The organism is Pseudoxanthomonas sp. CF125 (genome assembly GCF_900104085.1).
Taxonomy (GTDB): domain Bacteria; phylum Pseudomonadota; class Gammaproteobacteria; order Xanthomonadales; family Xanthomonadaceae; genus Pseudoxanthomonas_A.
This window is the reverse complement of the sequence record NZ_FNLD01000001.1, coordinates 1,036,985-1,049,882: the sequence shown is the minus strand read 5'-3', so window position 1 is coordinate 1,049,882 and position 12,898 is coordinate 1,036,985. Positions and strand designations below refer to the sequence as shown.

The 12,898-nt window shown below is 63.8% G+C and carries 9 protein-coding genes, 1 tRNA gene and 1 pseudogene; 9 read left to right on the top strand and 2 right to left on the bottom strand.

What is annotated here, in order from left to right; all coding sequences use genetic code 11:
- Positions 1–7 precede the first annotated feature (7 nt).
- From nuoN to pnp, 9 genes and pseudogenes are all read left to right on the top strand, one after another.
- Entirely contained in the window at positions 8–1,453 is a 1,446-nt protein-coding gene (gene nuoN / locus BLR66_RS04545) for an NADH-quinone oxidoreductase subunit NuoN (RefSeq protein WP_093280413.1), read from the top strand.
- Positions 1,454–1,571: 118 nt separating this feature from the next.
- A tRNA-Met gene (locus BLR66_RS04540) sits at positions 1,572–1,648 on the top strand.
- 211 nt (positions 1,649–1,859) lie between these two features.
- A pseudogene (gene rimP / locus BLR66_RS04535) lies at positions 1,860–2,381 on the top strand (ribosome maturation factor RimP); the annotation flags it as partial.
- Positions 2,382–2,552: 171 nt separating this feature from the next.
- Entirely contained in the window at positions 2,553–4,064 is a 1,512-nt protein-coding gene (gene nusA / locus BLR66_RS04530) for a transcription termination factor NusA (protein ID WP_093280411.1), read from the top strand.
- Between the two features lie 130 nt (positions 4,065–4,194).
- Positions 4,195–6,822 carry a translation initiation factor IF-2 gene (gene infB / locus BLR66_RS04525; RefSeq protein WP_093280410.1) on the top strand — a complete coding sequence of 876 codons (2,628 nt, stop codon included), beginning with the start codon at positions 4,195–4,197 and terminating at the stop codon, positions 6,820–6,822.
- A 113-nt stretch (positions 6,823–6,935) separates the two neighbouring features.
- Positions 6,936–7,319, top strand: coding sequence for a 30S ribosome-binding factor RbfA (rbfA, locus tag BLR66_RS04520; RefSeq protein WP_093280409.1), 384 nt, complete (start codon positions 6,936–6,938; stop codon positions 7,317–7,319).
- A gap of 129 nt (positions 7,320–7,448) precedes the next feature.
- Positions 7,449–8,411 (top strand): tRNA pseudouridine(55) synthase TruB, encoded by a 963-nt coding sequence (gene truB / locus BLR66_RS04515; protein ID WP_093280408.1) that lies wholly within the window; start codon positions 7,449–7,451, stop codon positions 8,409–8,411.
- A gap of 204 nt (positions 8,412–8,615) precedes the next feature.
- Positions 8,616–8,876 carry a 30S ribosomal protein S15 gene (gene rpsO, locus BLR66_RS04510; RefSeq protein WP_093280407.1) on the top strand — a complete coding sequence of 87 codons (261 nt, stop codon included), beginning with the start codon at positions 8,616–8,618 and terminating at the stop codon, positions 8,874–8,876.
- Positions 8,877–9,045: 169 nt separating this feature from the next.
- Positions 9,046–11,154: a polyribonucleotide nucleotidyltransferase gene (gene pnp / locus BLR66_RS04505; protein WP_093280406.1), complete on the top strand. Its 2,109-nt coding sequence runs from the start codon at positions 9,046–9,048 to the stop codon at positions 11,152–11,154.
- Positions 11,155–11,665: 511 nt separating this feature from the next.
- Here the strand turns inward: pnp and BLR66_RS04495 are convergent.
- Both BLR66_RS04495 and BLR66_RS19290 read right to left on the bottom strand, forming a co-directional pair.
- Complete coding sequence (locus tag BLR66_RS04495; protein ID WP_143014546.1) at positions 11,666–12,157, bottom strand: hypothetical protein; 492 nt, start codon at positions 12,155–12,157, stop codon at positions 11,666–11,668.
- Between the two features lie 509 nt (positions 12,158–12,666).
- Positions 12,667–12,807, bottom strand: a complete 141-nt coding sequence (locus BLR66_RS19290) for a hypothetical protein (protein ID WP_218119597.1) — start codon at positions 12,805–12,807, stop codon at positions 12,667–12,669.
- Between the last annotated feature and the right edge of the window lie 91 nt (positions 12,808–12,898).

Below are 12,898 nucleotides of genomic sequence, written 5' to 3'. Positions count from 1 at the left end.
AAGAATGATGACCACGCCGACGTTATCCGCCACCGCCGACCTGATGCCGTTGCTGCCCGAACTGGTGCTGATCGGGGGCGCCTTCGCGCTGCTGATGCTGGACCTGTTCCTGGACAACCAGCGCCGCGTGGTCACCCATGCGCTGGCGCTGGCTTTGCTGGCTGGCGTGCTGGCCATGATCGCTTGCGGAGTGGGCGGGCAGGGCACGGTGTTCGGCGGCATGTTCGTGCGCGATGTGATGGCCGATGTCAGCAAGGTAGTGATCCTGCTGGTGAGCGGACTGTCGCTGCTGTACGCGTGGCCCTACCTGCGCGAACGCAAGCTGTACCCGGGTGAAGTACCGGTGCTGATCCTGTTCGCCACGGCCGGCATGATGATGCTGGTGTCGGCGGGCAACATGGTGCTGGTCTATTTGGGCCTGGAATTGCTGGCGCTGTGCTCCTACGCGCTGGTCGCGCTGGACCGCGACAACGGCCTTTCCACCGAAGCGGGCATGAAGTACATCGTGCTCGGCTCGCTGGCTTCCGGACTGCTGCTGTACGGCATGTCGCTGGTCTACGGCGCCACCGGAACCCTGGATCTGGCCGGCATCCATGCCGCATCCACCCAGGTCGGCGACAAAGCCCTGCTGTTGACCGGCGTAGTGTTCCTGGTCGCGGGCCTGGCGTTCAAGCTGGGTGCCGCCCCTTTCCACATGTGGCTGCCCGACGTGTATCAGGGTGCGCCGACACCGATCACCTTGTTCATCAGCGCCGGCCCCAAGCTGGCCGCCTTCGGCATGGCCTACCGCCTGCTGGAAAACGGCGTGGGTCCGATGTCCGAGCAATGGCACCTGATGCTCGCTGGACTGGCCGCCGCCTCGCTGGTGATCGGCAACGTGATCGCCATCGCGCAGACCAACCTCAAGCGCATGCTGGCCTATTCGACGGTCTCGCATGTCGGCTTCCTGCTGCTGGGCCTGGCTGGCGGCGAAGCGCGCGGCTACGCCGCCTCGCTGTTCTACGGCATCAGTTATGCGGTGATGTCGGCTGCGGCGTTCGGCGCCATCGTGGTGTTGTCGCGGCAGGGTTTCGAAGCCGACAAGATCGACGATTTCAAGGGCCTGAACGCGCGCAATCCGTGGCAGGCCGGGCTGGTGTTGTGCGTGATGGCCTCGCTGGCCGGCGTGCCGCCTTTCCTGGGTTTCTGGGCCAAGCTGGTGGTGCTGGGCGCGGCGCTGGATGCCGGACTGGTGTGGTTGGCCGTGCTGGGCGTGGTCTGCGCGGTGATCGGCGGTTTCTATTACCTGCGCGTGATCAAGGTGATGTACTTCGACGAGCCTGTGGGCCAGCTGCCGCCGCCGCGCGCCGATCGCGTGGTGCCGGTGGTGTTCGGCGTCAATGCGCTGGCGTTGCTGGTGCTGGGAATCTTCTGGAATCCGATCATGGCGTGGTGCCAGCAGGCCTTCGCCTGAAGTCGCTTTTTGCCTGACTGCAGGGAAAACCATCCCCATCCCGGCCTTCCCCTTGAAGGGGAAGGGGAGAATGCGGGCTTGCAATAAAAGACCCGAGTCACCATAATTCCGCTTCTGATGCGGGGTGGAGCAGTCTGGCAGCTCGTCGGGCTCATAACCCGAAGGTCGCAGGTTCAAATCCTGCCCCCGCTACCAAGCTTTTCGGTTTCATGGAAAGCCTCTTGCAGAGGCTTTTTTAGCGACCAAGGCCTGGGCTCGTGAAGGCGAATGTTCCCGCCCGAACACCGGAATCCAGCAGTATCGGACAAGGGGCCCATCAGGGCCCTTTGTTGTTTCCGGGCTGTCATTTCCGATATTCACGATTTCGATACCCATTTTTCTTTAACTGCCGGCGAATCATCACCACGTGAGCGACAAGGCAAAACAAATCGCGAACCTGCTGTCCCCCACGGTGCAGGCCCTGGGCCTGGAGCTGCTGGGCGCCGAATACCTGCCCGCGCCGGGCAGCGCCACCTTGCGTCTGTACATCGACGTGACCGAGGCCGAACGCGATACGCGCATCGTCAACATCGAGGATTGCGAGGCGGTCAGCCGCGAGGTTTCCGCCCAGCTCGATGTCGAGGATCCGATCACCGGCAACTACACGCTGGAAGTGTCTTCGCCCGGTATCGAGCGCCCGCTGTTCACCCTGGCCCAGTTCGCCCGCCACCAGGGCGAGTCGGCCAAGGTGGTGCTGCGGCTGCCGCAGGAAGGGCGCCGCCGCCTGCAGGGCCAGATCGTGCGCATCGAAGGTAATAGCATCGTGTTCCAGGTGGACAACGCCGAAATGACGGTGGCGTTCGAGAACGTGGACAAGGCCAGGATCATGCCCGACTGGGTGGCGCTGGGTTTCGCGCCGCAGCCCAAGAAGGCGGGCCCGGCCAAACCGGCTGCGGCCAAGGCGGCACCCAAGAAAACAGCGCCAGTGAAGAAGGCGGCGAAGAAAGCGATCAAGAAAAAACTGGCCGGGAAATCGGCTTCCAAGAAACCGGCCCCCAAGCAACCGGGCCAGGCAAAAACCAACCAACCGGCGGCCAAGCGGCCGCGCGCGGAGTAAACGATGAGTAAGGAATTATTGCTGGTAGTGGATGCGGTAGCCAACGAGAAGGGCGTGCCGCGCGAAGTGATCTTCGATGCCATCGAGGCCGCGCTGGCGTCGGCTGCGAAGAAGCGCTATCCGGACCAGGAAGTGCTGACCCGCGTGACCATCGACCACAAGACCGGCGAGTACGAAACCTTCCGCCGCTGGGAAGTGGTGGCCGACGACGTGGTCATGGAGTCGCCCGACTTCCAGATCCGCCTGATGGACGCGCTGGACGAAAGCGATGGCGCCGAAGTGGGCGACTACGTGGAAGAACAGATCGAGAACCCCGACTTCGGTCGCATCGCCGCGCAAGCCGCCAAGCAGGTCATCGTGCAGCGCGTGCGCGAGGCCGAGCGCGCGCAGGTCGTGGATGCCTGGAAGGACCGCGTGGGCGAGCTGGTCACCGGCATCGTCAAGCGCGCCGAGCGCGGCAATATTTACGTGGACCTGGGCGGCAATGCCGAGGCCTTCATTCCCAAGGACAAGGGCATCCCGCGCGACACCCTGCGCGCCGGCGACCGCGTCCGCGGCTACCTGTTCGACGTGCGCACCGAGCCGCGCGGCCCGCAGCTGTTCATCAGTCGCGCCGCCCCGGAATTCATGATCGAGCTGTTCAAGTTGGAAGTGCCGGAAGTGGGCCAGGGCCTGGTCGAGATCAAGGCTTGCGCACGCGACCCGGGCGACCGCGCCAAGATCGCGGTGCTGGCGCACGACACCCGCACCGATCCCATCGGCGCCTGCATCGGCATGCGCGGCTCGCGCGTGCAGGCCGTCTCCAACGAGCTCAACGGCGAGCGCGTGGACATCGTGCTGTGGAACGACAGCGCCGCTAATTTCGTCATCAACGCCATGGCGCCGGCCGAAGTGCAGTCGATCATCGTCGATGAAGAGAAGCACTCCATGGACCTGGCCGTGGCCGAAGACCGCCTGGCCCAGGCAATCGGCAAGGGCGGCCAGAACGTGCGCCTGGCCAGCCGCCTGACCGGGTGGCAGCTGAACGTGATGACCCAGGACCAGGTCTCGGCCAAGTCCGAAGCCGAGCAGGCGGTCGCCCGCCAGCTGTTCGTGGACAAACTTGAGGTGGACGAGGAAATCGCGGCCATCCTGGTGGCCGAAGGCTTCAACACGGTCGAGGAAATCGCCTACGTGCCGGTCGGCGAGCTGCTGGCGGTGGAGGGCTTCGACGAGGATATCGTGGAAGAACTGCGCGCCCGCGCCCGCGACGCGCTGCTCAACGAAGCCCTGGCCGAGGAAGAGGAAGTCGACGAGAACCAGCCGGCCGAAGACCTGCTGGCCCTGGAAGGCATGGACGACGAAACCGCCTATGCGCTGGCCGGGCACGGCGTGCGCACCAGCGAGGATCTTTCCGACCTGGGCACCGACGAGATCGTCGAATTCGGCATCGAAGGGCTGGACGAGGACCGCGCCAAGGCGCTGATCCTGGCCGCCCGCGCCGAGGAGATCGCCCGTCTGGAGCGTGGCGAATGAACATCGCACTGGCACATCTGGAACCCGGCCTATGAGCCGGCAATGAACTCCGCCCTGCAGAATACAGGGCTAGAATCCGCGTTCCCTTCGCAATAGGCGCAGGGACGCCTACGAAGGTCACAGGATCCGAATGACGCAGCAAACCACCATCCGCAAGCTCGCCGAACTGGTCAACACGCCGGTCGAGAAACTGCTTGAGCAGCTGGCCGAGGCCGGCATGAGCTTCAGCGGCCCCGACCAGCCCGTGACCAGCACCGAGAAGATGAAACTGCTCGGTTTCCTGCGCCGCACCCATGGCAAGGCCGACAAGCCCGCCGAGGACGACGCCGCGCCGAAGAAGATCACGCTCAATCGCCGCAAGGTGCAGGAAGTGACGGTCGCTGCCGGCCGCACCAAGACCACGGTCAACGTGGAGGTCCGCCAGAAGCGCACCTACATCAAGAGCGATGAGGTCGAAGCGCCGCCCAGCGACGAGCGCGCCGATGCGCTGCGCAAGCTGGAGGAATCCAAGCAGCGCAACCTGGAAGAACAGCAGCGTCTGGCGGAAACCGACAAGAAGCGCGCCGACGAGCGCGAGCGCGTGCGCCAGGAAGAAGAAGCCGTACGCCTGAAAGCCGAGGCCGAACGCCTGCAGGCCGAAGCCGAGGCCGTCGCCGCTGCTACCGGAGCGACTCCCGCCGACGAGGACGAAGCCGCGCCGCGCGCCGCCAAGCCCAGCAGCGGCCATCACGTGCCCAAGCCGCCGGTGCGCAAGGATCCGCCGCGCGCAGACGACCGCAACGCCACTACCGCAAGCAAGCACAAGACTCGCGGCTCGCACGCGATGGTCGCCGGCGTGGAAGACGACGACAGCACCCAGCGTTTCGCCGGGCAGCTGCATCTTTCCGCGGCCGATCGCGCGCGCCGCACCACCACCCGCGGCAAGCCCAAGCCGCGCCGCCAGGAACAGTCGCGCGGCGGCACCGGCACCCATGGCTTCGAACGTCCCACCGCGCCGGTCGTGCGCGACGTGGCCATCGGCGAAACCATTACCGTCGCCGACCTGGCGCAGAAGCTCGCGCTCAAGGGCGGCGAAGTGGTCAAGGCGCTGTTCAAGATGGGCGTCATGGCCACCATCACCCAGAGCATCGACCACGATACCGCCGCGCTGGTCACCGAAGAGCTGGGCCACAACGTGGTGCGCGCCGACAGCGGCGACGTCGAGGACCATCTGATCGCGCACACCGAGAACGAACAGGGCGACCAGTCGCCGCGTCCGCCGGTGGTCACCATCATGGGCCACGTCGACCACGGCAAGACTTCGTTGCTGGACTACATCCGCCGCACCAAGGTCGCCCATGGCGAAGCCGGCGGCATTACCCAGCACATCGGCGCCTACCACGTCGAAACCGACAAGGGCGTGATCAGCTTCCTCGATACCCCCGGCCATGCCGCCTTCACCCAGATGCGCGCGCGCGGCGCCAAGCTCACCGACATCGTGGTGCTGGTGGTGGCCGCCGACGACGGCGTCATGCCGCAGACCATCGAAGCGGTGAAGCTGGCCAAGGGTTCCAACGTGCCGTTGATCGTGGCCATCAACAAGATGGACAAGAGCGACGCCGACCCGGGCCGGGTCAAGAACGAATTCCTCACTCACGACGTGGTCGCCGAAGAGTTCGGCGGCGACACCCAGTTCGTCGAGGTTTCGGCCAAGACCGGCGCGGGCGTGGACAACCTGCTCGATTCCATCCTGCTGCAGGCCGAAGTGCTTGAGCTGAAGGCCGCGCCGACCGGTCGCGCCAGCGGCGTGGTCATCGAGTCCTCGCTGGACAAGGGCCGCGGCCCGGTCGCCACCGTGCTGGTGCAGCAAGGCCAGTTGAAGAAGGGCGATTACCTGGTTTGCGGTACGCAGTACGGCCGCGTGCGCGCGCTGTTCGACGAAACCGGCGGCCAGCCGGCTGAAGCGGGCCCGTCGATCCCGGTGCAGGTGCTTGGCCTTTCCGGCGTGCCGGATGCGGGCGACGATTTCGTCGTCGTCGCCGACGAACGTCTGGCCAAGGACGTGGCCCAGCAGCGCGACGCCAAGCGCCGCGAGTCGCGCCTGGTGCAGTCCGCCGGCAGCCGCATGGAAGACATCATGTCGCAGCTGGGCAAGGGCGACGGCCAGCAGGTACTGAACCTGGTGATCAAGGCCGACGTGCAGGGTTCGGTGGAAGCGCTGAAGCAATCGCTGGTGGCGCTGTCCAACGACCTGATCCGGATCAACATCATCCACTCCGGCGTGGGCGGCATCACCGAGTCCGATGCGAATTCCGCATTGACCTCCAAGGCCACCATGATCGGCTTCAACGTGCGCGCCGATGCGGCCGCGCGGCGGATCATCGAATCCAACGGCATCGACCTGCGTTACTTCTCGATCATCTACGACGTCATCGACCAGGTGAAGCAGGTGGCTTCCGGCCTGCTGGGCGTGGAGATCCGCGAAGAGATCATCGGTATCGCCGAAGTACGCGATGTGTTCCGCAGCTCCAAGTTCGGCGCGGTCGCCGGCTGCATGGTCGTGGAAGGAACGGTCAAGCGCAGCAAGCCGATCCGCGTGCTCCGCGACAGCACGGTGGTGTTCGAGGGCGAGCTGGAATCGCTGCGCCGCTTCAAGGAAAACGTGGACGAAGTGCGCAACGGCACCGAATGCGGCATCGGCGTGAAGGCGTACAACGACGTGCAGCCGGGCGACCAGATCGAGTGCTTCGAACGCATCGAAGTGCAGCGCACGCTGTGAGGCCGGGATTAGGGAGACGGGATTCGGGATTCGCGAGAGCGGGTTCCGCCGACGTCTCCTCGCTCCTCGGCTTCTAACGAATCTCCAATCCCGTATCTCGAATCCCGAATCTCTTGCCCACCAAATCTTTCCACCGCAGCGACCGCGTTTCCGCCCAGCTCCGCCGCGAACTGGGCAAGCTGGTGCACGAGTTCGTGCGCGAGCACGGCCTGCCGTCGGTCAGCGTTTCCGACGTCGAGGTCACCCGCGACCTGGCCCACGCCAAGGTGTTCGTCACCGCGCTGATGCAGGAAAAATCCGCCGAAGCGGTGAAGGACCTGAAGGAGTTGTCTCCCCAGATCCGCTACCAGCTGGGCAAGGCGATGAAACTGCGCCACGTACCCGAACTGCATTTCCACTACGACGATTCGGTGGACCGCGGCGAGCGCATTGAGAATCTTCTGCGCGACCTGCCACCGCCGCCCGCGGGCGAAGACGAAGACGAAGAGAACAAGTGAGGCGGCGCTTGCTGTAGGAGCTGCGTAAGCTGCGACCGTATACGCTACGGTTCTGCGGACATTTCAATGGTCTTGTTTTCCACGGGTCGCAGCTTACGCAGCTCCTACAAGAGGGATCCGCCGCTCCACATGTCGCTGCCCAAGGTCAAATTCCGACGCCTAGACGGCATCCTGCTGCTGGACAAGCCGCAAGGGCTCAGCTCCAACCAGGCTTTGCAGCGGGCGCGGTTCCTGTTCCGCGCACAGAAGGGCGGGCACACCGGCAGCCTGGATCCGCTGGCCACCGGCCTGCTGCCGCTGTGCTTCGGCGAAGCCACCAAGATCGCCGGCAATCTGCTGGGCGCGCGCAAGGCCTACGACACGGTCGCGCGCCTGGGTATCACCACCGACACCGATGATGCCGAAGGCCAGCCGCTGCGCGAGCGCCCGGTCGGGAAATACACGCTGCCCCAGATCGATGCCGCGTTGCGCCAGCTGACCGGCCGCATTCAGCAACGCCCTCCCATCTATTCGGCGCTCAAGCGCGGCGGCGAGCCGTTGTACGCCAAGGCCCGGCGCGGCGAGATCGTGGAAGTGGAACCCCGCCAGATCGAAGTCCACCGCTTCGAACTGCAATCGGCCGCCGACCTGCTGGATGGCGGCGAACCGCTGTTGCGCCTGCAGGTGGAATGCGGTTCCGGCACCTACGTGCGCAGTCTGGTCCGCGACCTGGGCGAACTGCTGGGCTGCGGCGCGCACGTGCTGGAACTGCGCCGCCTGTGGGTGGAGCCGTTCCGCGAACCGCGCATGTGGACGCTGGAGGCCGTGCAGGCCCTGGCCCAGCGCGACGAACGCAGTCTGGATGCCTGCCTGCTGCCGCTGGATGCCGGCCTGATCGGCTTCCGCCGTATCGACCTGACCGACGAGGCGGCCCGCCGCTTCAGCCAGGGCCAGCGTCTGCCGGGCATTCCGGGCCCGGTAGGGCCTTGCGCGGTCTACGACGGAGCCGGGCGGGTGCTGGGCCTGGCCCAGCTGGACGAGGGCAGGGTGCTGGCCCCGCAGCGCCTGTTCAACTGGCCCGAACCGGGCCAAAGTCCGGCGCCCGCTCAGTAAAACCTTGTTTTGCAAGGCTTCGGCGACTACAATGCCGCGGCCTTTTCGGCATCCTTGATCGTCCATCGATCACCTTCGCGGCAATCCATCGCAGCATCCTTAGCAGCACTTATTTCACAATCGGCGAGCCTCGCGGTGCGCACCGCTTCCCTGTCCCGGGAATCAGCGCGTTCCTGCAGGCCACGCATCTCAAGAGAAAAGCACATGCCCATCGATACCCAGAAAGTCATTGAAGACAACAAGCGCGGTCCCGCCGACACCGGTTCGCCGGAAGTCCAGGTCGCCCTGATCACCGCCCGCATCGAACAGCTCAGCGGCCACTTCAAGACCCACAAGAAAGACCACCACAGCCGCCGCGGCCTGCTCCAGCTGGTGAACCGCCGCCGCAGCTTGCTCGACTATCTGAAGAAAAAGGACGGCGAGCGCTACAAGACCCTGATCGAGAAACTCGGCCTGCGTCGCTAAACCGAATACCGACCGCGGCGCAGTGATGCGCCGCGGTTTTGTTTGCACACAAGAAAACCGCAAGAAAAGTTTCCAGACATCGCAATCCCCGGCCGGACGAACCCGGCCACCCGTCTGCGGCAAGGGCCGTATCCGGTTCAACCGATAAAGCATCACCAAGGAACCAAACGTGGCAAAAATCACCAAGACCTTCCAGTACGGCAAGCACCAGGTCACCCTGGAAACCGGCGAGATCGCCCGCCAGGCCGGCGGCGCCGTCATCGTCAAGTTCGACGACACCGTGCTGCTGGTTTCCGCAGTCGCCGCCAAGAACGCGCGCGAAGGCCAGGACTTCTTCCCGCTGACCGTCGACTACCAGGAGCGTTTCTACGCCGGTGGCCGCATCCCGGGCGGCTTCTTCAAGCGCGAAGGCCGCGCCACGGAGAAGGAAACCCTGATCTCGCGCCTGATCGACCGTCCGCTGCGCCCGTTGTTCCCGGAAGAATTCCGCAATGAAGTGCAGGTCATCGCCACGGTGATGTCGCTGAACCCGGAAATCGACGGCGACATCCCGGCCCTGATCGGCGCCTCCGCCGCAGTGGCCCTGACCGGCGCGCCGTTCAACGGTCCGATCGGTGCGGCCAAGGTCGGCTACATCAACGGCGAGTACGTGTTGAACCCGACCGTCAGCGAGCTGAAGGATTCCAAGCTTGAGCTGGTCGTCGCCGGTACTTCCAACGCCGTGCTGATGGTCGAATCCGAAGCCGCCGAACTGTCCGAAGACGTGATGCTGGGCGCGGTGATGTTCGGCCATCGCGAGATGCAGAAGGTCATCAACATCATCAACGAGCTGGTCACCGAAGCCGGCACCAAGAACTGGGAATGGTCGGCCCCGGCCAAGAAGGACGCGCTGATCTCCGCGCTGAAGGAAGCCGTCGGCACCCAGCTGGAATCCGCTTTCCAGGTGCGCGACAAGCTGCAGCGCCGCGACGCCATCGCCGCGATCAAGAAGGACGTTATGCAGTCGCTGGCCGGCCGCGCCGAAGCCGACGGCTGGAGCGCCGGCGAACTGTCGAAGGAATTCGGCGAGCTGGAATACCAGACCATGCGCGGTTCGGTGCTGGCTTCCAAGGTCCGCATCGACGGCCGCGCGCTGGACACCGTGCGCCCGATCAGCTCCAAGGTCAGCGTGCTGCCGCGCGTGCATGGTTCCTCGCTGTTCACCCGCGGTGAAACGCAGGCGATCGTGGCGGTCACCCTGGGCACCGCGCGCGATGGCCAGGTCATCGACGCGGTCTCCGGCGAGTACAAGGACCACTTCCTGTTCCACTACAACTTCCCCCCGTACTCGGTGGGCGAAGCCGGCCGCATGATGGGCCCGAAGCGTCGCGAAATCGGCCACGGCCGTCTGGCCAAGCGCGGCGTGCTCGCCGTGATGCCGACCATGGAAGCCTTCCCGTACACCATCCGCGTGGTCTCGGAAATCACCGAATCCAACGGTTCCTCGTCCATGGCCTCGGTCTGCGGCAGCTCGCTGGCGCTGATGGATGCCGGCGTGCCGATTTCCGCGCCCGTCGCCGGTATCGCCATGGGTCTGGTCAAGGAAGGCAACGACTTCGTCGTGCTCTCCGACATCCTGGGTGACGAAGATCACCTGGGCGACATGGACTTCAAGGTGGCCGGTACGCAGAACGGCGTGTCCGCGCTGCAGATGGACATCAAGATCGAAGGCATCACCGAAGAAATCATGAAGCAGGCGTTGTCGCAGGCCAAGGCCGGCCGTCTGCACATCCTGGGCGAAATGGCCAACGCCATGACCGCCCCGCGCCAGGAGCTGAGCGAATTCGCGCCGCGCCTGATCACCATCAAGATCCACCCCGACAAGATCCGCGAAGTGATCGGCAAGGGCGGTTCGGTGATCCAGGCCATCACCAAGGAAACCGGCACGCAGATCGACATCCAGGACGACGGCACCATCACCATCGCTTCGGTCAACGGCGCTGCCGGCCAGGCCGCCAAGGCGCGCATCGAGCAGATCACTTCCGACGTCGAGCCGGGCCGCATCTACGAAGGCAAAGTCGCCAAGCTGATGGACTTCGGCGCGTTCGTCACGATTGCTCCGGGCAAGGACGGTCTGGTGCACGTGTCGCAGATCTCCAGCGACCGCGTCGAGAAGGTCAGCGATGTGTTGAAGGAAGGCGATCTGGTCAAGGTCAAGGTGCTGGAAGTCGACAAGCAGGGCCGTATCCGTTTGTCGATGAAGGCTGTGGAAGAAGGCGAGGGTGTTGCGGCTGAGTAAGTCGCTTCGTCATTGCTGAAATCAGAAAAGCGGGCTTCGGCCCGCTTTTTTTGTGCGCAGATGTGGCCTGAAGCAGGTGCGGACCCCCATGTAATCAGGAAGGAGCGTGATGGATTTCTCTTAAATTCCGAACGACTTGAATTTGACACCGGCCGGGGCTACACAGCGAATATGTACCTCGCAGCATTTGCATGTTGCGAGTGGGGGATTTAGGGAAACTCGACCCGCGACGGGTGCTAACAACTGGCATTGGCTTGCCGATGCGGCTTGCAGCAAGAGTTGCAGATAGCGTTGTCGATCCTCATCATCGGGGAAGCACGGGAGCCAGTTGTTGCCCCGATGGACGACGTGCTGAGGGATGTCTGGGAGATCAAGTCGGGGAAGCCTGGCAATGCTTCCAGCATTTCCGACACCCGTGGTAGAAGCCATCGGGGTCGTGAGGCAAGTGATATAAGGTTTTCTGTCAATTGTTGTCGGGCAAGTGAACCTGACCCCGTTTTTATGTCGATTGCTACCCTTGCCGGTTGTTGAGGAAGCGGACCAGCACGTCGCAAACCTCATCGAACGCTGTCTTGTCCGGAAGCCAGGCCTGCCTGATGACGAGCTTGCCTTCCCGATGCTCTACGAAGAGCAGGCGATGGTGCTGAATCACCTGGGTTTCTAGGCTGGTGATCGAGGAAAGCGGAACGACTGTGGGCTTGCGTGAAAATCCAGACCGGGGTGCGGAAATGCTGGCCGAGGTGATGACAAGGCGGTGCGAACCAAAAATGCTCACGAACAGCGCAGAGATTCCAACGATAAAGAACAGGCCGCTGGCCACTGCGACGCACCAATAGACTGCGGTCGCGCCACCTTCGGAGAAATGAATAACTCCGTTAAGGACCATGCCGCGATCGTTGTTGATGGCCTCCTGCGCTATAAACCACCCCATAACGCCAAAGACAAGAACTACCATTGCCATCGCCCAGATCTTGGGCTTGTACGGGTAATCGAGATGTTTCACGAAATGCCTGGATAAGGTCTCGCCGCTGGCGCTCAGCGTTATGGTTCCTTTCGCATGCCGAACGGTCAATCTCTAAAGATTGCAGTGCGGTAGAATGTCCGCACGCGATCTACGCGTAGGATGGTGTGAGCGCAGCGACCTACCGTATTTTGCCCTTTCCGGAAAACGGGGCCGGGCCCACTTCCAGGTCTCCACAGGGAGCTTGTAGGGCCGATGAGCCGGCCTAACCCCGGCGAAATACTGGGTCTTGGCTTCGACCATGGTCCGGAAGGCATCCCGGCCAGGTGCGCGTTGTTGTTGCAGATAGAGCCGGATTTCATCGATGGTTGATTGGGGCAGACCCCGTAAGCCGGGCTTCATGCGACGGGCTTGAGCCCGCCCTATGGGATGCGGAGTGGCTATAGGGTAGGCCCTGGCCCACAGTATGCGATCTTTGAGGAGGGGCTATCTGCGGCTTTGCCGATGATGAGGAAAAGCGGGCCTAAGCCCGCTTTTCTCTTTCCAATAACCTAGCAACCGCAGTCCTTATCGTCCTTGTGGCCGCCCGGCGGCTTGCGCTCCTTGCCGCGTTTTCCTTTCGGCTTCTTGCACGGCCGCTCGCAATCCGGATCCTCCAGATCCACCTCGATGCACACGCTCTTGACCTGCACGTGTTTGAAAAATCGGGACCCACCCAGAGAACGATTAACTGACCCATGAAGCACAAGGCCCGCATTGCGGGCCTTGTGCGTCGTGAGTCTC

Bases quoted from the DNA above. Each gene is read 5' to 3' on its own strand.
- infB (WP_093280410.1), top strand. From the start codon at position 4,195: ATGACGCAGCAAACCACCATCCGCAAGCTCGCCGAACTGGTCAACACG.
- nusA (WP_093280411.1), top strand. From the start codon at position 2,553: ATGAGTAAGGAATTATTGCTGGTAGTGGATGCGGTAGCCAACGAGAAG.
- truB (WP_093280408.1), top strand. From the start codon at position 7,449: ATGTCGCTGCCCAAGGTCAAATTCCGACGCCTAGACGGCATCCTGCTG.
- nuoN (WP_093280413.1), top strand. From the start codon at position 8: ATGACCACGCCGACGTTATCCGCCACCGCCGACCTGATGCCGTTGCTG.
- rpsO (WP_093280407.1), top strand. From the start codon at position 8,616: ATGCCCATCGATACCCAGAAAGTCATTGAAGACAACAAGCGCGGTCCC.